This is a genomic window from Microbispora sp. H11081, assembly GCF_012999535.1.
Taxonomy (GTDB): Bacteria; Actinomycetota; Actinomycetes; order Streptosporangiales; family Streptosporangiaceae; genus Microbispora.
On record NZ_JABBWV010000001.1, the window covers coordinates 541,625 to 567,687 of the forward strand.

Below are 26,063 nucleotides of genomic sequence, written 5' to 3' on the forward strand. Positions count from 1 at the left end.
CGTTACAGACTGCAAATCTTCCTGACACTCGCCCCTGTTTAGCTGGCCTCTGTACCGGAACAGTAAAATCGGCTCACTTGTTACGACCCATACGGGTGAGCCGTATCTGGCGTGACTCAGGGAGGGCGTGGGCCATATGACGGCGGCTGCGGGGCTGCAGACCGTTCTGACCGTACCGAAGCGTTTCCGGGGACCCGAGGGCACCGCCAACGGCGGATGGATCGCGGGCACTCTGGCGGGCACGCTGACAGGTGGCGGTCACGACTCTCCGGTGGAGGTCACCCTTCGCCGGCCGGTTCCGCTGGAGGCCGCTCTGCCGGTCGAACACGTCGGCAACGCCGTCGTCCTCAGCGAGAGCGAGGACGGCAGGCATCTCGTCGACGCGATCCCCGTCGCCGAGACGCTGACGCCGCCGCCGTTCGTGCGGTTCACCGACGCGGCCCGCGCCGAGGCGGGCTTCCCCGGCAGGAACGGCCACGCCATCGCCGGCTGCTTCGCCTGCGGGCTGCGCGAACCGGGCGACGGGCTGCGAATCTTCCCCGGCCCCGTGGAGGATGCGGCGGACGGCGAGCTCGTGGCCGCCGGCTGGCGGGTGCCGTTCAACGTGACCGACGAGCAGGGCGTGGTGCCCGACTCGATCGTCTGGGCGGCGCTGGACTGCGCCACCGCGTGGGCCAACTACCGCAGTTTCCCGGACCGGGAGCCCCCGCTGCTCGGGCGGCTGACCGGGCAGGTCTTCCGCCGGGTCTACCCCATGGGGTCCTACTCGGTCGTGGCCCGCGCCGAGGGCCGCGACGGCCGCAAGCTGTTCGGCACCAGCGCGGTCTACGAGGTGGACGGCACGCTCGTCGCCGCCGCCAGGGCCACCTGGATCCTGCCCCGCCAGTGACCCCGGGCGCCGAGACTTTCCGTACCCTCCGTCCCTTCTGTCCCGACAGATGTCTCTAAGCTCTGCCTCATGGGTGAACGTCTGATCGTCGTCGAGCACGAGGCAGAGGCCGGCCTGGGGTCCTTCTCGGGCTGGCTGGAGGCCGCGGGCGTCGAGATCGAGGTCGTCCGGCCGTACAAGGGAGAGCCGGTGCCCGGGCGCGCGCCCGGCGGGCTGCTGGTCCTCGGCGGCGCCGCGGCGGCCTGGGACGACGAGGGGTACGGCTGGCTGCCCGCCACCAGGGACCTGCTCGCGCGCGCGGTGGACGAGGGCGTGCCGACGCTGGGCGTCTGCCTCGGCGCCCAGCTCATGACGTTGGCCTGCGGCGGCACGGTCGAGCACGGCGCCGCGGGCCTGGAGATCGGGCTCGGGGAGATCGAGCCGCTGCCCGAGGCCGCCGCCGACCCGCTGCTGTCCGCGCTGCCCACGCTCTCCGCATCAGACGCGCTGCCCTCGCCGGACGCGCTGCCCGTACCGGGCTTGCCGTCCGGCGGCCGGGTCAGGGCGGTCCAGTACCACCAGGACGCCATGACCACCCTGCCCGAGGGCGCCGTACGGCTGGCCACCGGCGCGATGTACCCCAACCAGGCGTACCGGATCGGCGACCGCGCCTGGGCCGTGCAGTTCCATCCCGAGGCCACGCCCGCGATCTTCGCCTCCTGGACGGCCGGAGGAGAGCTGCCCCCGGAGCGGGCCGCGGAGCTGAACGCGCAGGTCGCAGCGGCCGAGGACGAGCTGGCGCGCACCTGGAGGCCGTTCGCGGAGGCGTTCGCGGCCCAGCTCACCCGGTCCTGACCTTCTCTTCCCCGAGTCGCGGGTGCGCGGCCAAAACGCGTGATGAGACGATTACGCAGAGAAACCGCTAAGGACGCGCACAAGGCGGAGGGTTAGCGTGTGCGCTGAGCCCGGCACGCGCCGGGCCGCGACAAGCCAAGGTCGGATCCCCGGAGGGGCCGATCTCTGCGAGGAGGCTTCCATCCCATGTGTACCGTTACTGGGAAGGTTTGTCTCGGGGGGCCGACGTGATCGACGTCGGGGTGGAGGAAGGAACGGTGAACGCCGCGCCTCGGATACAGACGACGGCAGGGCGCCTGGCGGCGCTCGGATTCGCCGACGGCGCGCGTGCCGAGAGACTGCTCGACGAACTCGGCCCCGAGGCGGTCGGCGACTTCGCGCTGCTCGACGACCTCGTCAGGGCCGCCGACCCCGATCTGGCGCTCACCACGCTGAGCCGCCTGGTCGAACGGGACCCGAGCGTGCTCGGGGCGTTTCGCGCGGACCCCGACCTGCGGGGCAGGCTGCTCGGCGTGTTCGGGCTCAGCGCGGCGCTCGGCGAGCACGTCGTGCGGCACCCGGAGTGCCTGCCCTGGACGCGGTGGACGCGGTGGCCCGCGATCGGCGAACTGCGCGAGGAGATGCTGCTCGCGGTCGGAGCCGACCCGGACGACGCCGAGCCGGTGGCCGCGGGCGTGACCGGGGGATCCACGGTCACCGAGCCGGCCCCCGTGCTGGCGGCGCTGCGTGTCGCCTACCGCACCCGCCTGCTGCACCTGGCCACCCGTGACGTGACCGGCGAGTGCACGCTCGCCGAGGCCGCCGCCGCGCTGGCCGACCTGGCCTCGGCCGCGCTCGAGGCCGCCCTCGCCGTCGCGAGGGCGGAGGTGGCCGACGCGGGCGACGTACGGCTGGCCGTGATCGGCATGGGCAAGTGCGGCGCCCGCGAGCTGAACTACATCTCCGACGTCGACGTCGTCTTCGTGGCCGAGCCCAAGGAGGGCGTCGACGAGACCAAGGCGCTGCAGACCGCCACGCGCCTGGCGCAGGGCATGATGCGGGCCTGCTCGGCGAGCACCCCCGAGGGCGCGCTGTGGGAGGTGGACGCCAACCTGCGCCCCGAGGGCAAGATGGGCCCGCTCGTGCGCAGCATGGAGAGCCACCTGACCTACTACCGGCGGTGGGCCAAGACCTGGGAGTTCCAGGCGCTGCTCAAGGCGCGCCCGGTCGCCGGCGACCTGGAGCTCGGCCAGCAGTACGTCGCGGCGGTCAACGAGCTGGTGTGGCAGGCGGCGGCCCGGCCCAACTTCGTTGAGGACGTGCAGTCCATGCGCCGCCGCGTCGAGGCGCACGTGCCCGCGGGCGAGGCGGACCGGCAGATCAAGCTCGGGCCCGGCGGGCTGCGGGACATCGAATTCGCCGTACAGCTCCTGCAGCTCGTGCACGGCAGGTCGGACCCGCTGCTGCGCCGCAGGGCCACGCTGTCGGCGCTCGCCGCGCTGTCCAGAGGCGGCTACGTCGGCCGCGACGACGCCAAGTCGCTCGCCGAGGCATACACGTTCCTGCGCCAGGTCGAGCACATGCTCCAGCTCCACCGGCTGCGCCGCACCCACGTGGTGCCGGCGGACACCGCCGACCTGCGGCGGCTCGGCCGAGGGCTGGGGATGACGACCGACCCGGTGGGGGAGTTCACCACCACATGGAGGCGGCACGCGCTGGAGGTGCGGAGGCTGCACGAGAAGCTCTTCTACCGGCCGCTGCTGCAGGCCGTCGCCCGGCTGCCGGAGACTGAGGCCCGCCTGTCCCCGGCCGCCGCCACCGCGCGGCTGCAGGCGCTCGGCTACGCCGACCCAGAAGGCGCGCTGCGCCACATCGCCGTGCTCACCAGCGGCGTCTCCCGCCGGGCGGCCATCCAGCGGACGCTGCTGCCGGTCATGCTCGCGTGGTTCGCCGACGCCCCTGACCCCGACGCCGGCCTGCTCGGCTTCCGCCAGGTGAGCGAGAAGCTAGGCACCACGCCCTGGTATCTGCGCCTGCTGCGCGACGAGACCGCCGTGGCGGAGCGGCTCGCCCACCTGCTCGGCACCAGCCGCTACGTCACCGGGCTGCTGCTGCACGCCCCCGAGGCCGTGGCGATGCTCGGCTCGCCCGCCGAACTGGCCGTACGGCCCGCCGGGACGCTCGCCGGGGAGGCCGCCGCGGCGGTGGCCCGCCACGCGGAGAGCGCGGAGAACGCCGTCGCCGCCGTCCGGGCGCTGCGCCGTAGGGAACTGCTCCGTACGGCCTGCGCCGACCTGTCCGGGCTGATCGACATCGAGGAGGTCGGCCAGGCGCTCTCGTCGCTCAACGACGTCACGATCCAGGCGGCGCTGGACACGGCGATCAACAAGGTCACGCTGGAGCGGCGGACCACGTTCCCGACCAGGATCGCCGTGATCGCGATGGGCCGCCTGGGCGGTCTGGAGAGCTCCTACGCCAGCGACGCCGACGTCATGTTCGTGCACGCGCCGCTGCCGGGGATGGCCGAGCGCGACGCGACCGCCGCCGCGCACGCGGTCGCCGAGGAGACGCGCAGGCTGCTCGCCCTGCCCGCGCCCGACCCGCCGCTGCAGATCGACACGAGCCTGCGGCCGGAGGGGCGGCAGGGACCGCTCGTGCGCACGATCGCCTCCTACCGGGCCTACTACGACCGCTGGGCCTCGCACTGGGAGGCCCAGGCGCTGCTGCGGGCCCGGTTCTGCGCGGGCGACGCCGAGCTCGGCCGCGAGTTCGTCACGCTGGTCGACCCGCTGCGCTACCCGGCCGGGGGCATCTCCGCCGACGCCGTACGCGAGATCCGCAAGCTCAAGGCGCGGATGGAGGCCGAGCGGCTGCCGCGCGGCGCCGACCCGGCCCTGCACACCAAGCTCGGCAGGGGCGGGCTGAGCGACGTGGAGTGGGTGGCCCAGCTGATCCAGCTGCGGCACGCGGGAGCCGTACCGGCGCTGCGCACCACGCGCACGCTGGACACGCTGCGCGCGGCGGCGGGGGAGGGCCTGCTCGACCCGGCCGACGAGAGGGTGCTGGCGGAGGCGTGGCTGTTCGCCTCGCGCATCCGCGACGCCCTCATGCTGGTGCGTGGACGGGCGGCCGACAGCATTCCCACCCCGGTCAAGGAGCGCATGCTGCTCGCGCGGGCCCTCGGCTACCCGCCGGAGGGCACCGAGGACTTCATCGAGGACTACCGGCGTGCCACCCGGCGGGCCAGGACCGTCGTCGAGCGCGTCTTCTACGAGGGCTGAGCCCTCCGGCCTGGCGGGCACGCCGGCCGGGGGGAGCGGTCAGAGCTTCCTGCCCACGGCTCCGTACCCGCCGTGCACGCGCTCGGTCGGGAAGGGGGCATCGTCCGGGTCCGGGCGCCACTCGCTGAGGGCCACCATGCCGGGCTCGACGAGTTCGAAGCCGTCGAAGAACCGGCTGATCTCGGCGCCGGTGCGCAGGGTGAGCGGCACCGGCCCGGTGTTGTACGCCTCGGCGAAGGCCTCCAGGCTGTCGCGGGCGAAGTCGCCGGTGACGTGGGTGACGGCGAGGTAACTGCCGGGCACGACCGCGTCGGTGTAGCGCTTGACGACGCCGAACGGGTCGTCCTCGTCCTTGATGAACATCAACGTGCCCACGATCACCACGGCGATCGGCCGGGCGAAGTCGAGCGTGGCGAGCGTGTCCGGATGCCGGAGTATGGCGTCCGGGTCGCGCAGATCGGCCTCGACGTAGGCGGTGGCGCCCTCCGGGGCGCCGCGCAGCAGCGCACGGGCGTGGGCCATCACGATGGGGTCGTTGTCGACGTAGACGACCCTGGCGGACGGATTCACGGCCTGGGCGACCTCGTGGGTGTTGCCCTGGGTCGGAATGCCGGTGCCGATGTCCAGAAACTGGTCGATCCCCTGTTCGGCGAGGAATCGCACGGCTCTGCCCAGGAACGCGCGGTTGTCCCTGACACCCTGCACAACACCGGGGAGGCGGCGATGACCGCTTCCGCGACCTGCCGGTCGGCCTCGAAGTTGTCCTTGCCGCCCAGCCAGTAGTCGTACACCCGGGCGGGATGCGGCACGAGGGTGTTGAGCTTCGGGGGAGCGGAATTCTCGTCAGTCATCGCCGTACTCCAAAGGGGGTTAGTTTTCCTGATCGTAGCGATTTGTCCCCTCGGGCCGGGGGCGTTTGATCAATACTGAGGATCGCGAAAACGTTGCCCTCGTCGAGGGCAAGGCTGTATCAACAGTGCGGGTGATCTCTTTGATCTCGTATTACGCCGATCTGGCTATCGGGCTGGTCCTCGCTTTCCTGTTGCTGTCGCTTCTCGTCAGCGGCATCAACGAGGGCATCGTCAGGCTGCTCGGAATCCGCAGCAAATTCCTCTGGGCGTACCTCCGCGACACTCTCGACGGCGCGGAGACGGCGGACGGAACCACCAAGGTGGACCGCGCGCTCGACGCGCTGCAGCGGGTGGGCCGCGAGCCGACGCGGGAGGGCCCCCTGGAGGAGGGCCGCTCGCGCCTGCCGGCCGGCCTGATGGGGGTGTTCGCGCGGCTGCCGTTCGGCCGGGACCCGAGGCCCGCCTTCAGCCGCCAGCCGCCGCCCGTGGAGAGCCCGCCGCTCGCCGCGGCCGCCGACTCCGTCGCCGCCGAGCGGATGACGGCGGACTCGACGGCGAACCCGTCGAGCTCCCCGGTGGACCCCGCGCACGGGGCGGAGCAGGCGGATCCCGGCGAGGCGGTCGTCCTCACCTCGGACACCTCGGCCGTGCTGCCGCCCGACCAGGGCAAGTCGATGGCCGAACTGCTCCACGAGCGCCTCCAGGAGATCGACCACGCCAAGCGCGGGCGGACGAGCATCGCCGACATCCCGCCCGCGCGCTTCGCCGTCGCCGTCCTGGAGATCGCCACCCAGCACGGCGGCGTGGAGCGGCTCATGCGGGACCTCGACGCGCTCAAGAGCCCCTTCTACCGGCCGCTGCAGGCCGTGTGGGACAGGGCGAGCCACGACCTCGAGGCGTTCCGGCGTGGGGTGGAGGACTGGTTCGACGGTGAGATGGAGCGGCTCAGCCTGCTCTACCGGCGCTACGTCCGCTGGGTCCTCGTCGCGCTCGGGCTCGTCGTGACGATGGTCTTCAGCATGGACTCCCTGGAGTACGGCAAGAGCCTGCTGCGCGACAACGCCTACCGCAGCGCGGTGACCGCCTTCGGCCAGTCGGGCCCCCAGGCGCTGGAACCCCTGCGCGAGCAGTGCGAGCCGGGCCAGGACCCCTACGCGTGCGTCACCGACGTGCTGAGCACGCCGGCGTTCGTGAAGATCTTCTCGCACGCCCCGGTGAACGTCACCATGGACGCCTCCGGAGGTCCTGACTGGGCCTGGCGCGGCGGGGACTGGTGGGAGCGCCTCATATCGCCGGGCCACTGGCCGGGCTACCTCGTCACCGTGCTGGCGCTGCTGTTCGGCGCGCCGTTCTGGTGGGACATCCTGCGCCGGGTGAGCGGCCTGCGTACCCGGACCTTCGGCTCGACCCCCTCCTGACCGGCGGGCGGCGCGGCGCCCATCCGCCGGGTCGTACGCCGTGGACTGGTGGAGGTCTCCGGTGCCGCCGGCGTCAGGGCTCGAGGTCGGTCACTCCCCGGCCGCTCGCCATGTCGAGCGGCACGGAGGCCTGGTCGTGCGCGATCAGCCAGTCGCCGCCGGTCTTCCGGAAGCAGAAAGTGCCCCGCACCCACATGCCGCTCGTCGCCGTCCCGTTCCTCAGCGTGCCGCTGAGCCGGCCGAAGCAGTGACCGAACGCCACGTCATCGCCCACGGTGAGGGTCAGGTCGCGAACCTCGTAATCCACCTGCTGGAAGAGCGCGAACACGTTCGCCCAGTTCTTCAACTTCGCGTCGATCCCCACGTGCTGCAGCGGCGGCTCGACGTCGAAGGACACGACGTCCGCCGCGTAGAGCCGCCTCAGGCCTTCGAGATCCCCGGCCCGGATTCCGTCGGCGATCCTGCCGATCTGCCGCCTGATCGCGGCTTCGTCTTCCTCGCGTCGCGTGGGCATCGCCACCCGTCCCTTCGACTCGATGTGCACTCCGGCTTCTCACCGGTATGACGGGACAGCGCCGCGAGATGTCAGGTCACGCGACGGGCCGGCGATCGAGCCGCGCCGGCTGACCGGGGCCGGTCAGCCGGCGCCGCCACGTCACGTCACGTCACCTTCGAGGACGGGGCGGTCCAGGTGTTGCAGGAGCCGGGGTCGCCGGACCGGAACCCGGCGTCGGCCCAGTAGGTGATCGACTTCCTGCTGCCGCCGGCCTTGCTCGCCCAGCCGCGCAGGTAGTAGAGCAGGTCGTCCCAGTCCTCAGAGCTGCGGTGGAGGGACTTCCAGACGCTGCGGATGAAGGCTCCGCCGAAGCAGTAGGCCTGCAGGTTGTAGCGCCGGTTCTGCTCGGAGAACTCGGCCTTGTTCCGGGAGTCGAGGTTCATCCAGGCCCGGTAGATGCCGGCGCCGTTCTGCACGTGCTCTCCGTAGTACGTCGCCACCAGGTTGAACAGGAAGAGGTCCCCCGGAGCCTCCAGGAGATCCTTCGTGAGCACGATCAGGAGCGTATGGGTTTCGTCACAGTAGTAGGCGTTGAAATCGTCCTTGCGCCACTTCAGGCCGCAGAACTTCGCCGGCACTTTGTCGGCGTAGACGAGTTTCATCCCGGACCGCTTCAGGCCCGCCTTACGTAATTGGGCGGTCCAGGAGCGGTCGGCACATCTGAGCACACCGGCCAGATAGCTCTTGGCCGACGCCGCGTTGTTCTTCTTCACCGGTCTCTCCGGGCAGGAGGTGGTCGGCAGAGGCCCCACGTCGTACAGGCGGTTGCCGGTGAGGGTCGTGTTCTTGATGGGGTGGGCGGCGGCCGGGGAGGAGACGGCAGGGACCAGCCCCAGCGTCACAGAACCGGCGAGCGCGATCATGGCGATTTTCACGAACGACGAGATTAAACCAGAGGAAAGTGGGCGCAAAGGCGTTTAGCGATAACCGTTAGACCTTCGCGTACGATGCGGCGCATTATGGAGCCTCGTCCGGCCGTGCCGCGAGGCGTATCACCCGATCCCGGGACCGGTGCCGGAACCGGATAAGGAGCGTGCATGGTCGTCAGACGTGCCGAAACGGGGGACGCCGGGGCGATCGCCGCCGTCCACGTCCGGTCGTGGCAGGCCGCCTATCCGGGGCTGATGCCACAGGCCCATCTCGACGGCCTCACTCCGGCCATGCGCCTGCCCGTGTGGGAGCGGCTGCTCGGGGAGTCCCCGCGGCGTACGGAGGTGCTGGTGGCGGAGGCGGACGGCTCGGTCGCCGGATTCGCCGCGTTCGGCCCCGGCCGGGACGAGGACGTCGATCCCGCCTCGGTGGGGGAGGTCTCGGCGATCTACCTGAGGCCCGAGGTGTGGGGCGCCGGGGTCGGCGCGCGGCTCATGTCGGCCGCGCTGGACGGCCTCGCCGCCGCCGGGTTCGAGCAGGCCGTCCTCTGGGTGGTCGACGGGAACACCCGGGCCCGGCGGTTCTACGAGCGCGGCGGCTGGCGCCCCGACGGGGCCGTGCAGCGGGACGAGTCGGACGGCTTCCCGCTGACCGAGGTCCGCTACCGGCGGCCCGTGCGTCGTTGACGCGCCGGGCGGCTCGGTGATAGATCCTTCACCAGCGTCGCGGTGCACCCGGCAAGGAGACCGCCGAGGGCATGGAGGCGCCGGTACAAGGGACGACCTTGACGACATCGCATGGACGCCTGAGGGCGTTCGGCAACCAGTTGATCGACGTGCACATCCGGCTCCGTGAGGAGCTCGCGGCGCTGCGGGATGACTTCGACGCCCACCTCGCCGGAGGCGACCGCCCCCGGGATCTGCGGGCCCACTGCCTCGCCTTCTGCTCCGCGCTGAACCGCCACCACACCGGTGAGGACGACGGGGCGTTTCCCGAGCTCGCCCGGCGGTTCCCCGAGCTGCGGCCGGTGCTGGAGGAACTGCGCCGCGACCACCGCCTGGTGGAGGACTGCCTGCGCCGGCTTCAGGACCTCGCCGGCGGGCTGGACCGGGGCGCCGACCCCGTGGCGGCACGCCGCGAGCTGGACACCCTGGCCGCGCTCATCGAGACGCACTTCGTCTACGAGGAGAAACGGATCGTCTCCGCGCTCAACGCGCTGGACGTGCCGGGCTGGGACCGCTCCCGGCCCGAGTTCCTGCGCGCCGGCGAGGAGCGTTCCTAGGGCTTCGTCCACATCGGGAGTGCCCAGCCGGAGCGCGGCACGGAGTCTCGCGCGGAGCGGTCAGCGCCGGGCGGCCGTGACGAAGTCGCGGAAGCGTACGGCGGGGGCGGCCAGGGCTTGGTCGGTGCGCCACGTGAGGCCGATGGTGCGCTTGGCGGCCTCCGCCGCGATGCGGACGCCGACGGTGCCTGACTGGCCCGCGAAGGGCTCGGGGACGACGGCCACGCCGAGCCCGGCCGCGACCAGGCCCTCGATGGTCGCGAGGTCCTGGCTCTCGAAGGAGACCGCGGGGGACACCCCGGCGTCGCGCAGCAGCGCGTCCACCAGGGCCCGGTAGCCGAAGCCGACCGGCGTGGTGACGAGCTCCTCGTCCGCCAGCTCCCGCAACTCCACCTCCCTCCGGCCGCGGAGCCGGTGGCTCGGCGGCACGACGAGCACCAGCCGCTCCTCCTGCAGGGGGTGCCAGCCGAAGTCGCCGGGCGGGCGCGGGGACACGATCGCGAGATCGGCGGCGCCCGTGCGCAGGTCCCGCACGATCTCGTGCGCCGGCTCCTGACGCAGCAGGATCCGCATCCGGGGCGCGTGCTCGTGGAAGGAGCGCAGCAGCCGGGGGACCAGAGAGGTGGCGATGGAGTCGAGGAAGGCCAGGCGCACCACACCGGTGTCCGGGTCGAGCAGGCTGCGGAGCTCGGCGAGGAGCTGCTCGTAGCGTGCGCTGAGGTCGCGCGCCGCCGCCACCACTACCGCCCCGTTGGGCGTCAGGTGCACGCCGTCCGGCGCGCGTTCGAACAGGCGGGCGCCGAGCTCGGCCTCGACCCGGGCGAGGGCGCGCGAGAGCGTGGGTTGGCTGGTGCGCAGAACGGCGGCGGTGTCGGTCACATGCTGGTGGTCGGCGAGGGCGACCAGCCAGGACAGGTCCCGGAGCAGCATGCCCGCCATCATACGCATCACGCATCACAACTGGCCTTTCTCCGCATTAGACGCATAGTGCCAGAAAGTGCACAGTCGTCGGAGTGACCGCTGTTCTCGATGCCAATGCCGTGGAAGGCCACCTGCCGGGGACCGCCGGATACCGGCGCGTCGTCGTGGCGCTGTTCGCCGCCGGGGTGGCGACCTTCGCGCTGGTCTACAGCACGCAGGCGATCCTGCCCGAACTCGCCGCGCAGTTCGGGGTGTCCACCGCGGAGAGCACGCTGAGCGTGTCGCTCACCACGCTCGGGCTCGGCGTCGCGCTGCTGGTGGCCGGTCCGCTGTCCGACGTCGCCGGACGCACCCGGCTGATCCACCTGTCCCTGACGGCGTCCGCCGTCGTCGCCGTGGCGTGCGCCCTGGCGCCCGGCTGGCCGGCGCTCATGGTCCTGCGGCTGCTCCAGGGCGTCACGCTGGCCGGGCTCCCCGCCGTCGCCACCGCATACCTGCGCGAGGAACTGCATCCGTCCACGCACGCCCGCGCCGCCGGTCTGTACGTCGGAGGCACGGCGCTGGGCGGGATGGCGGGCCGCCTCCTGACCGGCGGGGTCGCCCAGGCCGCCGGCTGGCGCTGGGCCCTGGCCGCGGCCGCCGTGCTCGGCCTCCTGTGCGCCCTGACCGTACGCCTGCTGCTTCCGGACTCCCGGCGCTTCGTCGCGGCCCCGCCGGGCGTCCGAGCGCTCCTGCGGGGGAGCCTGCGGGCGCTTTCCGACCGCGGGCTGCTGGCGTTGTACGGCATCGGCGGGTGCTCGATGGGCGCCCTGGTCGCGGTCTTCAACGCCCTGGGCTTCCGGCTCGCGGGCGCGCCGTTCGACCTGGGTGTCGGCGCCGCGGGCCTGGTGTTCCTCGTCTATCCCGTCGGCTCCGTCAGCTCCGTGGTCTTCGGCAGGCTGGCCGACGCGCGCGGACGCCGGTCCGTGACGCCGCTGGCGTGCCTGCTGGCCGTGGCCGGCGCACTGGTCACGCTGTCGTCCTCGCTGCCGGTCGTGGTCGCCGGGCTCGCGCTGTTCACCGCCGGGTTCTTCGCGGTCCACGGGGTGGCGAGCGGATGGGTCCCGGCCCGGGCGTACGCGGGCGGCGTGTCCACGGGTCAGGCCGCGTCGCTCTACCTGTTCACCTACTACCTCGGGTCGTCCGTCTTCGGCAGCCTCGCGGGCCGCGCCTGGACGGACGCCGGGTGGCCGGGCGTGGTCGCGCTCGCCGTGCTCCTGCTCGCCGCGACCGGCGCACTCACGCTCCTGCTGCGCAGGACCCCCGCCCTGGGAGAGGGGCACTCCCGACGTCGCGGGGAGCGGTGACCCAGGCCAAGGTCCGGGGTCTGTCGGTGGCGCTGGCTACGCTCCGCTCAACAGGAACGGCTGTCATCGCGACCCTGCCGCCGAAGACGATCTGCCGGATCCTGCGCGTGTCGAGCAGGAACAGCACGTCGCCGTCGTGCTCGACGATCAGCCGGTCTCCTCGCGCAGGCGCGTCTCCGCAGGTCAAGACCGCAGGTCAGGGGCCAGCGGGCAGTGACGCGCGATTCAGACAGGGAAACGGTCCACGCGCAGCACAGCGACCTCACCCTGCCGATCGAGCAGGACATAGGTCACGGAGATGTCTTTGTAGTCCCAGACATACATGTTGCCGGTCGGGCTGAGCTTGCGGCCATGACAGGGAGTCAGCTGGAGGACTTCGTAGATCTCCAGTAGGACATTGATCTCGGAGCCAGACAGGTCGTCGATCTGGGCTTCGGCAACGTCGCTGCCCATCCGGATGGTGTACACCTACCGCTGGACTCCGCGGCGGGCGAGTACCTCGGCCAGTGTCGGGCCTGCCGTACGCGCACCAGACCGCAGTTGCTCGGCCTCTCGGTGCATCCGGTGCCAGTCGGACGGATCAGCGGTGGCACGGGTGGCGATGCGCCACCACGAGGACAGGAAGTCATCCAGCGCCGCCAGGTTGACGACGGGCGCGTGGGTGATCTCTTCGAGCTCGGCGTCGAACGCGGCGACGTTGGCCGAGGGCAGGGCCGCGCGCACGGCGGTGAAGGTTCGCTCGATCGGCGGATGGGGACTGTCGTGCCGCTGGACGGTCATGACGACGCCTTACCTCCTGCCCGGCCACCTTGTGCCATCTCAGCTTATCGAGCGGGCCGGGCAGAACGCGGCACTCCCAGGATGCCTGTTCCACTTCCTTGGAAGTGGAACGTCTCCCGGAGTCGGCGGCCCCAGCCCGCACAGGGTCCGTGGACAAGGGCCCCGGCGGATATGCCGAAACTCCGGCCCAGTCCGCCGGCCTCATCCAGGTATGACCCCTACCTGCGGATCTGGCCGGGGCGACGACCGATCCACCCGAGCGCTTTCTCGACCCGGAGGAGTCCTAGCGGAGCGACACCCGCCGGGGGCGCGATGCTCAGCCGGAACCGACGCCGCGGTCCTCACGCCGCATGTCCCCGGCGCCGGGGACACCCGCGCCGAGGCCGTAACGAAGGAGCACGGCGCCTTTGGGCGAGGTGACGGGTGGTTCGAGGAGCACCAGGTTGGCGGGCACCGTGCCGCCGTCGAACACCTTCTTGCCGACACCGAGCACGAGAGGGAAGATCCACAGATCGAGCCGGTCGAAGAGGCGCTCGCGCAGGAGGGTCTGCACCAGGTTCAGGCTGCCGATCACGTGGATGTGCTCGTGCCTGTCACGCAGTTCGCGCACCGCGCTCACCAGGTCGGGTCCCAGGTGCGTCGAGCCTGCCCAGGTGAGGTTCGGGGTGCCTCGCGAGGCGACGTACTTCGGGACGCCGTTGAGCAGTGCGGCGATCTCGCCGTCGGCGCCGTCGGCCTGGTCCGGCCAGAACGCGGCGAAGATGTCGTACGTCTTGCGGCCCAGGAGGAGGGCGTCCATGTTCTGCATCCCGGCGCCGACGTGCCGGTCGACCGTCTCGTCCCACACGGGCGCCTGCCATCCCCCGAACGGAAAGCCGTCAGGGTCCTCCTCGGGATCACCCGGCGCCTGGCCGACGAGGTCGAGCGTCGCGAACAGGTCGATGTGGATGGTGCCCATGATCCTCCTCATGGTCTTCCGGAGCGCCGGCGACGAGCACGGACCACCGTCCGGGCGCGAACCCTCCGAATGATCGTCGAGGACCGCGGCCCCTGTCCACCCACTCCAGCAGCCTGTGAGCCCGTGTTCGGACGACCGGCGGGCGCATGCGAAAGGCCATCGACCGGCCTTGGGTGTGGTGCCGGTCGATGGCCTTTCTGTGGACGCGCGTCCCTGGACGTGCCCTGGACGGAGGCTCCCGTCCAGGGCGACCGCTCAGCGGATCACACGTCGTAGTAGAGCTCGAACTCGTGCGGGTGCGGGCGGAGACGGATCGGGTCGACCTCGTTCTCGCGCTTGTAGGAGATCCACGTCTCGATGAGGTCCGGCGTGAAGACGCCGCCCTCAAGCAGGTAGTCGTGGTCGGCCTCGAGAGCGTCGAGCACCTTCTCCAGCGAGCCCGGCACCTGCGGGATGTTGCGGGCCTCCTCCGGCGGGAGCTCGTACAGGTCCTTGTCGACCGGCTCCGGCGGCTCGATCTTGTTGCGGATGCCGTCGATGCCGGCCATGAGCATGGCGGCGAAGGCGAAGTACGGGTTGCAGGACGGGTCCGGCACGCGGAACTCGATGCGCTTGGCCTTCGGGTTCGAGCCCGTGATCGGGATGCGTACGCAGGCCGAGCGGTTGCGCTGGGAGTAGACCAGGTTGACCGGAGCCTCGTAGCCGGGCACCAGGCGGTGGTAGGAGTTCACCGTCGGGTTGGTGAAGGCCAGCAGCGACGGGGCGTGCTTGAGCAGGCCGCCGATGTAGTAGCGCGCGGTGTCCGACAGACCGGCGTAGCCGACCTCGTCGTAGAACAGCGGCTCGCCGTCCTTCCAGAGGGACTGGTGGCAGTGCATGCCGGAGCCGTTGTCACCGAAGATCGGCTTGGGCATGAACGTGACCGTACGGCCCGCCTGGATGGCCGTGCTCTTGATGATGTACTTGTACAGCATCAGCTTGTCGGCCGTCTGGAGCAGCGTGCCGAACCGGAAGTCGATCTCGGCCTGGCCGGCGGTGCCCACCTCGTGGTGCTGCATCTCGGTCTCGATGCCGGCCTCGATGAGGTTGCGGACCATCTCGGAGCGCAGGTCGGTGAAGTGGTCCATCGGCGGGACCGGGAAGTAGCCGCCCTTGTAGCGGGGCTTGTAACCCAGGTTGCCGCCCTCGGAGGCCTTGCCGGTGTTCCAGGCGCCCTCGATGGAGTCGATGTAGTAGTAGCCGGCGTTCTGCCGCGTCTCGAAGCGGACGTCGTCGAAGATGTAGAACTCGGCCTCGGGACCGAAGTAGACGGTGTCCGCGATGCCGGTGCCCTTCAGGTACTCCTCGGCCTTGCGGGCGACGTTGCGCGGGTCACGGCTGTAGGCCTCGCCGGTCAGCGGGTCGTGCACGAAGAAGTTGATGTTCAGCGTCTTGTGCTGACGGAACGGGTCGAGCACGGCCGTCGTGGGGTCGGGCAGCAGCAGCATGTCCGACTCGTGGATGGCCTGGAAACCACGGATCGACGATCCGTCGAACATCAGGCCGTCGGTGAAGACATTCGAACCGAAGTTCTCAGACGGGAAGGTGAAGTGGTGCGTCGTCCCAGGCAGGTCCGTGAACCTGACGTCAACGAACTGCACACCCTCGTCCCGGATGAAATTAAGGACGTCATCGGCGGAGTTGAACACTCTCGAACCTCCCAGGGGCATGGGCTAGCGCAACCCGAAAATAGGCCGATGCCGTTTCCGCCCCATGTCTCGATTGTTTCGCGCGTGTTAAGGGAAAGCGCTGCCCAGGCGGTCGCGCTGACAACCCCGGTTGACCGTTCCCCACCCCCATGGTACGGCTTTGTCGCAGGTCAGGTGCCTAACGCGGCCGGACAGCGCAGCCTGCCGGAAACTCTGGAGAACGCCGAGACCGGTGAGGCGGCGGAGACGCGGTCGTACGGATCGACGGGCTCGCCGGACGGACGCGCTCCCTGCGGATCGCCGGGAAATCGCGGATGAACAAAACCGTCGTCCATCTCACAATTAGCACCAAATAGGGTCGAATCGACCGCACTCAGCCAGACGACGATCTCGCCGTCCTCCCGGTAGGCGGAGAATTCGCGCCTGTCGTGCTCGACGACCCTCGTCATGTCGGAGGGCGCGCCGGGGCGGCTCACCGGGTGGACGAACAGATAGTCCGTCGTGATCGTGACGCCTCCGCCGGTCCTCTTGGCGAGCGCCGTCTCGCCGGAGACCTTCACGACGTCCCCGACCGGCTCGGCCGCGTCGGGTGCGAGGCTGAACAGCCAGGACCTGGTGCCGGCGGGACCGCCGTCGTCCAGGTGCCGCAGGAACGCCTCGCGCTGCCGCGGGTGCAGCAGACGCGCGAACGCCTCGGGTCGCTCGCCCCGCACTGTGGCCGGGTCGAGGTGCGCGGCCGACAGCAGGCGCCGTACGCGCCGCAGGGCCTGGCCGACCTCGTCCTCGGTGAGCCCGCCCAGCGTGCGCGCCGCGGGCATGACCAGTCCCTGCTCGCCGTCCGCGTACGCGGCGGCGGGGGTGCCGGCGAAGGGGGACAGCGCGGGGACGGGCGCGTGGTCGAACAGGCCCTCCTCGCCGTCCGGAATCGGGGTGAGCACTGGCCCGGGCCGGGCGACCACCGGGCCGGAGACGACCACGTCCTCGCCTCCCGAGGCGGACGGACGGACGACGCCGAGCCTCTCCAGGACGTCGGGCCGCAGGACCACGACGAGTCCCAGGAACACGACCAGGCCCGCGACCGCCGCCGCCACGACCGGGCGGCGCCGCCGTGCCGGGGGGAGAGGGGACGTCCGGGCCGCGGCGGTCATCCGCCGGATCTCGTCCTCGTCGAACTGCGCGACCAGCGCCTCGAAGCGCGCGTCGATGTCATCGGGGTCCGCGGGCCGCACGGTTCCCTCCAAGGCGCTCAGGTCGGTAACGATTTACCATACAGGGCATTTCTGCCACGGGCCTGCTCATGATGTCCGGCTTCGCGGCCGGGCGCCAGACCGGTGACCCTCCCCGATACGCTGGGAAACCATGAGTGACCGGCAGCCGCGTTGGACGCAGACCTGGATCGGGGGCCAGCGGGCCGCCGGGGTGGACCTGGGCTACCCCGGGGAGCGCCTCGGCCTGCCGGAGCAGGGGCGAGGGGCCGTCGCCGGGTGGGGCCGCAGGATCGGCGCCGTCCTCGTCGACTGGCTGCTGTGCACCTGGGCCGTCGCGGGCGGCCTGCTGCGCGTCCAGGGCAACGATCTCGGCACGGTCGGCCTCGCGGTCTTCGCCGCCGAGTACGTCCTCCTCGTCGGCACGATCGGCATGACGCTGGGCATGCGCCTGTTCGGCATCCGCGTGGCCGCGCTCGACGGCGGGCGGCCACGCTTCCTCGGCGTGCTGGTCCGCACGCTGCTGCTCTGCCTCGCCGTGCCCGCGCTCATCTGGGACCGCGACCGGCGCGGCCTGCACGACCGCGCGGCCGGCACGGTCGTGGTCAACCTCTGACGACACCTCTGGCCGGCCTCTGACACGGCGGGAGGCCGCGGTCAGGGTTCGACGAGGCCGGCGCGGATGGCGTAACGGGTCAGCTCCAGCCGGTCGCGCATCCCCAGCTTCTGCAGGATGTTCGCGCGGTGCCTGTCCACGGTCTTCACGCTGATGAAGAGCGTCTCCGCGATCTCTTTGGCCGAGTTCCCCTCGGCGATGAGCTTGACGATCTCCTCCTCCCGGGGCGTGAGGATGCTTTCCGGCATGCGCTCGCCCTGCCGGGCGCGCTGGAGGTAGTCGCGGATGAGGGCGGTCACCGCGCCCGGGTAGAGGAAGGGCTCCCCGCGCATCGCCGCGCGGCAGGCCTCGAGGAGGTCCTGGTCGGCGACCGACTTGAGCACGTAGCCGGATGCGCCGGCCTTCAGCGCCTCGAAGAAGTACTGCTCGTTGTCGTACATCGACAGGATCAGGATCCGGACGTGGGGCGCGCTCCGTGAGATCTCGCGGGCCGCCTGGATCCCGGTCATGCGGGGCATGGCGATGTCGAGGATGGCGAGGTCGACCTCTTCGGACCGGGCGGCCTCGACCGCCTCGGCGCCGTCGGCGGCCTCGGCGACCACCATGAGATCGGGCTCCGCGTCGAGGATCAGCCGCAGCCCGCGCCGGACCAGGGCGTGGTCGTCCGCGAGCAGGATGCGGGTTCTTCGGCTCTCCACGGATCAGTTCTCCTTCACCGCGTGTGGGGGTACGACCAGACGCACGTCCGTGCCGCCGCCTGGTGGGGACTCGATCGTCAGCCGGGCGCCGATGAGCAGGGCTCGCTCGCGCATGCCGCGGATCCCCGCGCCCTCCTTCTGCACGCCCCCGCACCCGTCGTCGGCGATGCGGAGCGTGAGCTGTCCCCTCTTGTGGGTGAGCGACAGTTGCACACGTCGGGCTTGCGAGTGCCTGGCCACGTTCGTCAGTCCCTCCTGCGCGATCCGGTAGAGGACGAGCTCGACCTCGTCGCTGAGAGCGGGCAGGGCTGGATCGACCTCACGAGTGATGGCGATCTCGCTCGCCTGCGAGAAGTCGCTGCTCAGCGCGCTCAGCGCACTGTGCAGACCGAGGTCCTCCAGGACCCCGGGCCGCAGCCGTCTGGCGACCTGCCGCACCTCGTCCAGGCTGGCGCGGACCGTCTCCTGGGCGGAGCACAGCTCCTCCTTGAGATCCTCGGGGGCCCGGTCGACGACGCGTTTGAGCGACAGCAGGGCGACGGTGAGGCTCTGGCCGATCTCGTCGTGCAGTTCGCGCGCGATCCGCCGTCTCTCCCCCTCCTGCGCGGCCAGCGCGTACGCGCTGCTGGCGCTGCGCTCGGCTTCGAGACGTTCGAGCATCTCGTTGAACGTGCCGATCACCTGGTCGAGGTCGCCGTTGCCGCTCTCCGTGACCCGGTCGCCCGTCCTGAGCAGGTCGACCCGCCGCATGAGAGTGGTGAGCGTGTCCAGCGGGGCCAGGCTCTTGCGGATCAGCAGCGCGTTGGCCGCGATGATCAGGGCGAGTCCCACGATCAGGACCGGTATCTCGGTGAGCAGGACCGGCGAGGACACGGTGGCGGGGGAGAGCGCGAGCACCAGCGTCCCGACGGTGAAGACCAGTCCGTTGATCACGAACAGCCGCCAGAACAGGGCGCGGGCCGGTCGCCGGAACCGGACCGCCGCTCCTCGGCCGGTTCGCGGGTCGGTGCGCTCGTTCACGGCCCCCAGCCTGCTCGTTCTCGTGCCCGGGTGTCCATGCGGGCTGTCTCCCATCGTCTGGGTCTCACTACATGTCATACCTCTCCGGATATGGGTGCCGCACCCAATGGTGGCGGCGGGCCCGATTCCGAAGACTGGACCATGCGAGACGAAGCACGGAAGGGGGACGCGATGACGCCGGCAGACCACGGTTCCCAGCCGCCGCCGCTCGGCGCGTGGGCGGCGACGGCCGGAGCGCCGCCGGTCGTGCCGGCCGTCGCCGTGCTCCGCGTCGTCAAGGAGGGAGATCGACTGGTGGTGTTCCCATCAGGCCGCCGCACCAAGGTGAAGGAGCCCGGTGTCGCCGCCGCGCTGCCGGGCGCCGGCCGCGTCGTACGCGTTCCGCCGGGCCCGGCCTTCCTCGACCTGCTGTGGCTCGACGCCGTGACCGCGGACGGCGTCGCGGTGACCCTGAACGGCACCGCGCTGGCGTCCGTGCCGGATCCGGCCGCGTACGCGTCGGATCCCGGCGTCTCGGAGTCGGCCACCCTGAGGGCCACCGAGGCGGAGATCCGCGCCCACGTCGCGGAACGCGACCTGGTGGAGGTGGCCCAGCCGACCGGGGAGAGCCTGCGCGACCTGTCGGAGCGGGTCAGCCGCCGCACCCGCGAGTGGGGTGTCGAGGTGACCGTCGTCGACCTGCACCGCGTCGAGAGGCGGCGCAAGGCCGACCTCGCCCGCTGGGCCAAGGGCCACTCGGCCCGCGCGGAGGAGGCGTGTACGAGGTGCTGACCCAGGCCCTGCCACCGATCGGAGGTACTTGAGATGGACGTGACTCGAGCCACTCTGCCCGGCGTCTCGACCGTGGTGCACCAGTTCGTCACGCGCGACGGACAGCGCTTCGGCGTGCTCGTGGAGAAGGCCGGCGGCCGTCGGATTCTCGTCTACGACTCCGCCGACCCCGACACGCCGCTCCAGACGATCACCCTGGACCAGGGCGAGGCCGACGAGCTCGCGGACATCCTGCACAGCAGGCCCGTCCTCGACCGGATCGCCTACCTGGAACGCCGCTTCGCCGAGTTCGTGGAGGCGGCTCGGTGACCAGAACCGGAATCGACTGCCTCCCCGATCGATGTGATGACCTGATGCAAGCACGCGATGTCGTTGTGAACCTGCCGACAGTGACCCTCCACGATTCCGTCGCCCGGGCCGTACGGATCATGGCGTTGAACCGGATGCCCGGACTGATCGTGGTCGACGACAGAAGACGGCCGGGATGGGTGCTTCCCGGCACGCAGGTTCTGCGTCTCATGGTGCCCGGGGCCTTCCAGGAGGACCCGGCGCTCGCCCGGGCGATCGACGAGGCCCACGCCGACCGCTTCTGGCAGGAACTGGCCGGCATAACGGTGGGCGACTGTCTGCCGCCCCAGCCGCCCAAGCCGGTGACGGTGCGCCTCGACGCGACCCTGCTCGAGGTGGCCGCCCTCATGTCGCGGGTCCGCAGCCCCATCGCCGCGGTCGTCGAGAGCGACGGCACCCTGGCCGGGGCGATCACCCTGGAACGGCTTCTCACCAGCCTGGTGCTCGTCCCGCCGGGGGAGTGACCACCCCGCGTGCGCCGCGGGTCACCCCGCACCCTTGCCGGCCGCGGAGGCGTCGCGTCCTTTCGCGCCGCGTCCTGCGGCATTTTCATGATCCGGAGGTTCCACCATTCACCGCTTCACCATGCCGTCGCCACGGCGCCGTCCCACAGGGGCGCCGTGGCTGAACTCCGCCCGCCGTAGGCTCATCGCCGGACCCCCGGGGCGCCGGACGTGAGCGCGGTCGTCTCATTCACGATCTTCCTGGTGGCCTTCATCTTCATCGCCTCGGAGAAGGTCCACAAGGTCAAGGTGGTCCTCATCGCCGCGGGGGCGATGGCCGTCCTTGGGCTGATCCCCGGCGACGAGGTGTTCTTCTCGGAGACCGCCGGGATCGACTGGAACGTCATCTTTCTGCTGTTCGGCATGATGATCATCGTCGGCATCGTCAAACAGACAGGAGTCTTCGACTATCTCGCCATCTGGGCGGCGAAGAAATCGCAGGGCCGGCCGTACCGGCTGATGGTCATGCTGATGGTGATCACCGCGGTCGCCTCGCCGTTCCTCGACAACGTCACGACGATCATGCTCGTCGCGCCGGTCACCGTGGTGGTCTGCGACCGGCTCCGCGTCCCCGCCCAGCCGTACCTGATCGCCGAGGTCCTCGCGTCCAACATCGGCGGGGCGGCGACCCTCATCGGCGACCCGCCCAACATCATCATCGGCAGCCGCGCCGGGTTGACGTTCGTCGACTTCCTGGTCCACATGGCGCCGATCGTGGTCGTCATCTTCGTGGTGTTCGTGCTGCTCACCCGGGTGCTCTTCCGCAAGTCCTTCCGCTACGAACCCGAAAGGGTCGCGGCGGTGATGGCGCTGCAGGAGCGGCGGGCGATCACCGACCCGCGCCTGCTCGTGCGGTGCATGATCGTGCTCGCCGGGGTCGTCGCGGGGTTCTGCCTGCACGCCGTGGTGCACGTGGAGCCGTCCATCGTCGCCCTGGTGGGCGCCGGGGTGATGCTGCTGGTGTCCCGCACCGACGTGTCCGACGTCCTGCGTGAGGTCGAGTGGGGCACCCTGGTCTTCTTCATGGGCCTGTTCGTGATGGTCGCCGGCCTGGTGAACACCGGTGTCATCTCGACGATCGGCGGCTGGGCCGTCGGCGCCGTCGGCGAGAACTACTTCCTCGCGGCCACGGCGCTGCTGTTCGGCTCCGGCGTGCTCGGCGCGTTCTTCGACAACATCCCCTACGTCGCCACGATGGTGCCGGTCGTCGAGGAGATGGTCGCCCAGGCCCCGAACCCGCAGACGGGGCAGGCGCTGTGGTGGTCCTTCGCCCTGGGGGCCGACTTCAGCGGCAACGGCACCGCGGTGGCGGCGAGCGCCAACGTCGTCGCCATCGGCATCGCCGCGCGCACCGGCCACCGCATCGGCTTCTGGCAGTTCACCAAGTACGGCGCCCTCGTCACCGCGCTGAGCATCGCGATGGCCTGGGTGTACGTCTGGCTGCGTTACTTCCTCTGACGCAGAATGCCGGGACCTACGACGCGGGCCTGGCGCACTGGAAGATCGCCGTGCCCGGCAGCAGCCGGCCGCGCAGCGGGCTCCAGCCGCCCCAGGCCCGGTCGTGGTCCAGCGGCCATTCCGGCTCGGTCAGCCCGGTCAGGACGAGCCCGGAAGAGGAGATCAGGCCGACCCAGTCGCCCATCGTCCTGTGGTGCTCCACGTACGACGGCTCGCCGTCCTCGTCGAACTCCACGTACGGCGACCGGTCGAAGTAGGGGCGGTCGGCGGTCAGGCCGCGCGGGCCGGGATCGTCGGGAAAGGCCCACCGGACGGGGTGGCTGACGGAGAAGACGAACCGGCCGCCCGGCCGCAGCACGCGGCGCACCTCGGACAGCACCGCCCCGGCGTCCGCGACGAACGGCAGCGCGCCGTAGGCCGAGCACACGAGGTCGAACGACCGGTCCGCGAACGGCAGCGTCTCGGCGTCGGCCTGGACGACGGGCAGCGACACCCCCGCGTGCGTGTCGATCCGCTGGGAGTGGCGCAACTGCCGGTGGGAGAGGTCGACCCCGGCGACCGTGGCGCCCCGCGTCAGCAGCCACCTGCCGCACTGCCCGGCGCCGCAGCCGATCTCCAGGACCCGGCGGCCCGCCACGTCGCCCAGCAGGCCCGCGTCGGCCTCGTCGAGCCCTTCTGGACACCACACGAAGCCGTCGTCGCGCAGGAAGCCGCCGTGCTCCGCCTGGTACTCGTCGGCCGCGCCGTCCCACCAGGCCCGGTTGGCCCGGGAGGTCTGCGACCGGGAGATCGGCCGCCTGCCCACGCGGTCCACGTCGTCAGCGCATCTTGGGGCCGCGCGGCATCCGGGCGCCCTTGGGGATGGGGCCCTTCGGCATCGGGACGGCGGGGGTGAGGGCGCGCATCCGGTTGTTGACCTCGGACACCGCGCCCTTCTTCAGGTTGCGCGGCAGCTTCATCATGTGCCGCTGCAGCTTGGCCAGGGGCACCTGGCCCTCCGCGTCACCGCACTGCACGTCGTACACGGGCACGTCGACCGCGACCCTCTGCACGCGCTTCTTCTCCGCGATGAGCATGCGCTGCACCCGGTTGGGCGGGCCCTCGGAGACCAGGATGACCCCCGGGTATCCGACGATCCGGAAGACGAGGTCCTGGTCGCGGTTGACCGCGACCGGCTTCTCCTCGACGTACCAGTTGCCGCGCATGCTCTGCAGGATCGCGTACGTCGCCCCCGGCTGTCCGTGCAGCAGCGTGTACTGCGACTTCTGCGCCATGCGGCTGAAGATGATCATCCCGACCAGTACGGCCGCGAAGAGGCCGAACACGATCCATGTCCAGCTGAAGATCACACCCAGCACGACGAACAGGACGAGCGTGCCCAGAGCCGACGCGTAGACGATCGGCATGCCCTTGGGGTTCGCCTGCTGAATGATCTTCGCGACCATCCGGAGCTGCTTGAGGCGTCCCGGAGACGCTGCGTCTTTCGCCATGGTGTGAAGGATACAAACGCCGAGCTGACTTAATGAAAACGAGACTCGCCAACGCGGGCGGCGACGGCCTGCTGGTACAGGCGGCCGGCCCGGTAGGACGAGCGCACCAGCGGGCCGGACATGACACCGGAGAAGCCGATCTCCTCGGCCTCCCGCTGGAGCTCCACGAACTCCTCGGGCTTCACCCAGCGGTCCACGGGGTGGTGACGCTGGCTGGGACGCAGATACTGGGTGATCGTCACCAGGTCGCAGCCGGCCTCGTGGAGGTCGCGCAGCGCCTGGGTGATCTCCTCGCGCTCCTCGCCCATGCCGAGGATGAGGTTCGACTTGGTGACGAGCCCCGCCGCGCGGGCCATGGAGATGACCGCGAGCGAGCGCTCGTAGCGGAACGCTGGGCGGATCCGCTTGAAGATCCGGGGCACGGTCTCGATGTTGTGCGCGAAGACCTCGGGCCTGCTGGAGAAGACATCCTCGAGCTGGCCGCGGTCGCCGTTGAAGTCCGGCACCAGCAGTTCGACGCCGCAGCCGGGCACCATCTCGTGGATCTGCCGGGCGGTCTCCGCGTACAGCCAGGAGCCGCCGTCGGGCAGGTCGTCACGGGCGACGCCGGTCACCGTGGCGTAGCGCAGGCCCATCTGGCGGACGGACTCGGCGACGCGGCGCGGCTCGTCCCTGTCGTACTCGGCGGGCTTGCCCGTGTCGATCTGGCAGAAGTCGCAGCGCCGCGTGCACTGGTCGCCGCCGATGAGGAAGGTCGCCTCGCGGTCCTCCCAGCATTCGGAGATGTTGGGACAGCCCGCCTCCTGGCACACCGTGTGCAGCCCCGCGCCCTTCACCAACGACTTGATCTCGTTGAAGTTGGGGCCGTTGCGCAGCCGCGTCTTGATCCACGGCGGCTTCTTCTCGATGGGGGTCTGGCTGTTGCGCACCTCCAGGCGGAGGAGCTTTCGGCCTTCAGGAGCGACGGTCATGCGACATCCTTCGCAGCACTCCGCGGCAGCGGTCCGCGGGCCCGGGGTCCGAGCGGGGGCACGGGGCCCGGCGTCGTACGCGGGCCTGCGTGCCTGTCGGAACGCTCGTTCACGAACCCAGCTTATTACCTGCCTTCAGGTGATCCGGGACAGCTCCCGGACCGTGCGGGCGAGGTGACGGGACAGCTCGGCGTCGATCCGGCCGGACTCGCCGGAGCCGAGGCCCACCGAGCCCTCGCCGACGCCGGCCGATTCGAGGAGCACGGCCCGCAGCGCCGTCGGTGGCTCCGCCTGCCAGGCGGTCTGTCCGGCGGTGGCCTCCTCCGCGCCGTCCGGCAGCCGGCCGTCCCAAAATGAAATTGATTGCAAGTTTGCAGTAGGGTACAGAAATGGCCGAAGGACTGCGGGAGCGCAAGAAGCGGCAGACCCGGCAGCGCATCACCGAGGTGGCGCTCGGGCTGTTCGTGGAGCGCGGATTCGACAACGTCACGATGGCCGAGGTCGCGCAGGCCGCCGAGGTGTCGGTGAACACCGTCTACAACTACTTCCAGGCCAAAGAGGACCTCGTGCTCCCGCCCGAGGAGGCCTCACCCCGGAGGCTGGCCGACATCGTGCGGGAGCGTCCGCCGGGCCAGTCGGCGGCCGTCGCGGTGCTGGAGCGCCTGCGCGGGGAGATACACGGTCGCGAACGCGCGGTCGGGCTGAGCGCGGGATTCGGACGTGTGCTGGAGATGATGCGCGCCGCCCCCACGCTGACCGCCCGGCTGGAGGACCTCGGCCGCCGGATGACCGACGCCCTGGCGGTCACGCTGGCCGAGGAGACCGGCGCGGACGCCGGCGATCCGCTGCCGCGCGTGGTCGCCTGGCACATCGGCTGCCTCCACTCGCTGGTGTACGCCGAGATCGGGCGGCGTACGACGGCGGGGGAGAGCCCGGACACCATCGCGGCCGCCGTGCTGGAGTTGCTCGACGTCGCCGAGAGCCTCCTGGGCGAGCAGGTCCGCGCCTATGCCGTACGAGAGGGACGACCGTGTTCAGAGTGACGATCAGAGGGAAGTTCAAGGGCCTCGACGACGTCGGCCGGGCCGCCGTGACGGCGGTGGGCGGCGCGGCCTACACCGAAGGCGGCTCGTTCACCCACGACGCGAGCGTGTCCGCCTTCACCTTCCGCTGCCAGGTGCCCGCGGGGCCGGACGACGGCGAGGACGAGGCCGCGCTGGGAGCGATGGCCGCGCTGGACGCGCACGGGCACCCGTACGAGATTCTGCACGTGGCGGTGACCGACATGCGCCAGATCAAGATCCGCCGGAAGGGCCGCGGCGCGTAGCCG

The 26,063-nt window shown here is 70.9% G+C and carries 28 protein-coding genes and 1 pseudogene; 14 read left to right on the top strand and 15 right to left on the bottom strand.

All coding sequences use genetic code 11. The features are described 5' to 3' along the window. Positions 1 to 136 precede the first annotated feature (136 nt). The 3 genes from HHX31_RS02330 (at position 137) to HHX31_RS02340 (ending at position 4,983) form a co-directional block, all read left to right on the top strand. Positions 137 to 889 carry a hypothetical protein gene (locus tag HHX31_RS02330; protein ID WP_169944561.1) on the top strand — a complete coding sequence of 251 codons (753 nt, stop codon included), beginning with the start codon at positions 137 to 139 and terminating at the stop codon, positions 887 to 889. Between the two features lie 69 nt (positions 890 to 958). Then, a complete protein-coding gene (locus HHX31_RS02335) occupies positions 959 to 1,723 on the top strand; it encodes a type 1 glutamine amidotransferase (RefSeq protein ID WP_169944562.1) in 765 nt (254 codons plus the stop codon). A gap of 257 nt (positions 1,724 to 1,980) precedes the next feature. Further along, entirely contained in the window at positions 1,981 to 4,983 is a 3,003-nt protein-coding gene (locus HHX31_RS02340) for a bifunctional [glutamine synthetase] adenylyltransferase/[glutamine synthetase]-adenylyl-L-tyrosine phosphorylase (protein WP_169944564.1), read from the top strand. 39 nt (positions 4,984 to 5,022) lie between these two features. On the opposite strand, the pseudogene HHX31_RS02345 reads toward HHX31_RS02340, so the two are convergent. Beyond that, a pseudogene (locus tag HHX31_RS02345) lies at positions 5,023 to 5,834 on the bottom strand (SAM-dependent methyltransferase). A gap of 140 nt (positions 5,835 to 5,974) precedes the next feature. On the opposite strand from HHX31_RS02345, the gene HHX31_RS02350 reads away from it, so the two are divergent. Next, entirely contained in the window at positions 5,975 to 7,252 is a 1,278-nt protein-coding gene (locus HHX31_RS02350; protein WP_169944565.1) for a hypothetical protein, read from the top strand. Positions 7,253 to 7,325: 73 nt separating this feature from the next. On the opposite strand, the gene HHX31_RS02355 is transcribed toward HHX31_RS02350, so the two are convergent. Beyond that, positions 7,326 to 7,766: a nuclear transport factor 2 family protein gene (locus HHX31_RS02355; RefSeq protein WP_169944567.1), complete on the bottom strand. Its 441-nt coding sequence runs from the start codon at positions 7,764 to 7,766 to the stop codon at positions 7,326 to 7,328. Between the two features lie 146 nt (positions 7,767 to 7,912). Next, positions 7,913 to 8,683 (bottom strand): neutral zinc metallopeptidase, encoded by a 771-nt coding sequence (locus HHX31_RS02360; RefSeq protein ID WP_169944568.1) that lies wholly within the window; start codon positions 8,681 to 8,683, stop codon positions 7,913 to 7,915. Between the two features lie 162 nt (positions 8,684 to 8,845). Between HHX31_RS02360 and HHX31_RS02365 the strand changes: the two genes are divergently transcribed. Together HHX31_RS02365 and HHX31_RS02370 are read left to right on the top strand one after the other, a co-directional pair. After that, entirely contained in the window at positions 8,846 to 9,364 is a 519-nt protein-coding gene (locus tag HHX31_RS02365) for a GNAT family N-acetyltransferase (protein WP_169944569.1), read from the top strand. Positions 9,365 to 9,462: 98 nt separating this feature from the next. Continuing rightward, entirely contained in the window at positions 9,463 to 9,960 is a 498-nt protein-coding gene (locus HHX31_RS02370) for a hemerythrin domain-containing protein (protein ID WP_249345342.1), read from the top strand. A gap of 60 nt (positions 9,961 to 10,020) precedes the next feature. Here HHX31_RS02370 and HHX31_RS02375 read toward each other — a convergent pair whose 3' ends face one another. Next, positions 10,021 to 10,890 carry a LysR family transcriptional regulator gene (locus HHX31_RS02375; RefSeq protein WP_169944571.1) on the bottom strand — a complete coding sequence of 290 codons (870 nt, stop codon included), beginning with the start codon at positions 10,888 to 10,890 and terminating at the stop codon, positions 10,021 to 10,023. Between the two features lie 83 nt (positions 10,891 to 10,973). Here HHX31_RS02375 and HHX31_RS02380 point away from each other — a divergent pair, with 83 nt between their 5' ends. Further along, positions 10,974 to 12,227 (top strand): MFS transporter, encoded by a 1,254-nt coding sequence (locus HHX31_RS02380; protein WP_211589159.1) that lies wholly within the window; start codon positions 10,974 to 10,976, stop codon positions 12,225 to 12,227. Positions 12,228 to 12,452: 225 nt separating this feature from the next. Here HHX31_RS02380 and HHX31_RS02385 read toward each other — a convergent pair whose 3' ends face one another. From HHX31_RS02385 to HHX31_RS02405, 5 genes are all read right to left on the bottom strand, one after another. Then, a complete protein-coding gene (locus HHX31_RS02385; protein WP_169944572.1) occupies positions 12,453 to 12,680 on the bottom strand; it encodes a hypothetical protein in 228 nt (75 codons plus the stop codon). 15 nt (positions 12,681 to 12,695) lie between these two features. Further along, a complete protein-coding gene (locus HHX31_RS02390; RefSeq protein WP_169944573.1) occupies positions 12,696 to 13,007 on the bottom strand; it encodes a DUF6247 family protein in 312 nt (103 codons plus the stop codon). A 316-nt stretch (positions 13,008 to 13,323) separates the two neighbouring features. Continuing rightward, positions 13,324 to 13,965 (bottom strand): dihydrofolate reductase family protein, encoded by a 642-nt coding sequence (locus HHX31_RS02395; RefSeq protein ID WP_169944574.1) that lies wholly within the window; start codon positions 13,963 to 13,965, stop codon positions 13,324 to 13,326. 263 nt (positions 13,966 to 14,228) lie between these two features. Further along, a complete protein-coding gene (glnA, locus tag HHX31_RS02400) occupies positions 14,229 to 15,653 on the bottom strand; it encodes a type I glutamate--ammonia ligase (protein WP_169944575.1) in 1,425 nt (474 codons plus the stop codon). Between the two features lie 170 nt (positions 15,654 to 15,823). Further along, positions 15,824 to 16,882: a hypothetical protein gene (locus tag HHX31_RS02405; RefSeq protein WP_169944576.1), complete on the bottom strand. Its 1,059-nt coding sequence runs from the start codon at positions 16,880 to 16,882 to the stop codon at positions 15,824 to 15,826. Positions 16,883 to 17,012: 130 nt separating this feature from the next. Here HHX31_RS02405 and HHX31_RS02410 point away from each other — a divergent pair, with 130 nt between their 5' ends. Then, the gene (locus HHX31_RS02410; protein ID WP_169944577.1) at positions 17,013 to 17,474 is read left to right on the top strand and encodes an RDD family protein; all 462 of its coding nucleotides are present in this window, start codon (positions 17,013 to 17,015) and stop codon (positions 17,472 to 17,474) included. A 41-nt stretch (positions 17,475 to 17,515) separates the two neighbouring features. Here HHX31_RS02410 and HHX31_RS02415 read toward each other — a convergent pair whose 3' ends face one another. Both HHX31_RS02415 and HHX31_RS02420 read right to left on the bottom strand, forming a co-directional pair. Beyond that, positions 17,516 to 18,172, bottom strand: coding sequence for a response regulator transcription factor (locus HHX31_RS02415; protein WP_169944579.1), 657 nt, complete (start codon positions 18,170 to 18,172; stop codon positions 17,516 to 17,518). Between the two features lie 3 nt (positions 18,173 to 18,175). Beyond that, the gene (locus tag HHX31_RS02420; RefSeq protein ID WP_311931219.1) at positions 18,176 to 19,192 is read right to left on the bottom strand and encodes a histidine kinase; all 1,017 of its coding nucleotides are present in this window, start codon (positions 19,190 to 19,192) and stop codon (positions 18,176 to 18,178) included. Between the two features lie 171 nt (positions 19,193 to 19,363). Here HHX31_RS02420 and HHX31_RS02425 point away from each other — a divergent pair, with 171 nt between their 5' ends. The 4 genes from HHX31_RS02425 (at position 19,364) to HHX31_RS02440 (ending at position 22,272) form a co-directional block, all read left to right on the top strand. After that, the gene (locus HHX31_RS02425; RefSeq protein WP_169944580.1) at positions 19,364 to 19,963 is read left to right on the top strand and encodes an SPFH domain-containing protein; all 600 of its coding nucleotides are present in this window, start codon (positions 19,364 to 19,366) and stop codon (positions 19,961 to 19,963) included. A gap of 33 nt (positions 19,964 to 19,996) precedes the next feature. After that, complete coding sequence (locus HHX31_RS02430; protein ID WP_169944582.1) at positions 19,997 to 20,272, top strand: hypothetical protein; 276 nt, start codon at positions 19,997 to 19,999, stop codon at positions 20,270 to 20,272. A gap of 80 nt (positions 20,273 to 20,352) precedes the next feature. Beyond that, positions 20,353 to 20,775, top strand: coding sequence for a CBS domain-containing protein (locus tag HHX31_RS02435; RefSeq protein WP_311931223.1), 423 nt, complete (start codon positions 20,353 to 20,355; stop codon positions 20,773 to 20,775). Between the two features lie 210 nt (positions 20,776 to 20,985). Then, complete coding sequence (locus tag HHX31_RS02440) at positions 20,986 to 22,272, top strand: SLC13 family permease (protein WP_169944584.1); 1,287 nt, start codon at positions 20,986 to 20,988, stop codon at positions 22,270 to 22,272. A gap of 16 nt (positions 22,273 to 22,288) precedes the next feature. Here HHX31_RS02440 and HHX31_RS02445 read toward each other — a convergent pair whose 3' ends face one another. The 4 genes from HHX31_RS02445 to HHX31_RS02460 form a co-directional block, all read right to left on the bottom strand. Next, the gene (locus HHX31_RS02445; protein ID WP_169944585.1) at positions 22,289 to 23,086 is read right to left on the bottom strand and encodes a class I SAM-dependent methyltransferase; all 798 of its coding nucleotides are present in this window, start codon (positions 23,084 to 23,086) and stop codon (positions 22,289 to 22,291) included. Between the two features lie 4 nt (positions 23,087 to 23,090). Next, positions 23,091 to 23,762, bottom strand: a complete 672-nt coding sequence (locus tag HHX31_RS02450; protein ID WP_169944586.1) for a DUF4191 domain-containing protein — start codon at positions 23,760 to 23,762, stop codon at positions 23,091 to 23,093. A 29-nt stretch (positions 23,763 to 23,791) separates the two neighbouring features. Continuing rightward, positions 23,792 to 24,733 carry a lipoyl synthase gene (lipA, locus tag HHX31_RS02455; RefSeq protein ID WP_169944587.1) on the bottom strand — a complete coding sequence of 314 codons (942 nt, stop codon included), beginning with the start codon at positions 24,731 to 24,733 and terminating at the stop codon, positions 23,792 to 23,794. Between the two features lie 135 nt (positions 24,734 to 24,868). Beyond that, entirely contained in the window at positions 24,869 to 25,102 is a 234-nt protein-coding gene (locus HHX31_RS02460) for a hypothetical protein (RefSeq protein WP_169944588.1), read from the bottom strand. A gap of 20 nt (positions 25,103 to 25,122) precedes the next feature. On the opposite strand from HHX31_RS02460, the gene HHX31_RS02465 reads away from it, so the two are divergent. Together HHX31_RS02465 and HHX31_RS02470 are read left to right on the top strand one after the other, a co-directional pair. Continuing rightward, positions 25,123 to 25,776: a TetR/AcrR family transcriptional regulator gene (locus tag HHX31_RS02465; protein ID WP_169944589.1), complete on the top strand. Its 654-nt coding sequence runs from the start codon at positions 25,123 to 25,125 to the stop codon at positions 25,774 to 25,776. Then, positions 25,773 to 26,060, top strand: a complete 288-nt coding sequence (locus HHX31_RS02470) for a DUF6204 family protein (protein ID WP_211589161.1) — start codon at positions 25,773 to 25,775, stop codon at positions 26,058 to 26,060. Before HHX31_RS02465 ends, HHX31_RS02470 begins: the two co-directional genes overlap by 4 nt. Positions 26,061 to 26,063: the final 3 nt, after the last annotated feature.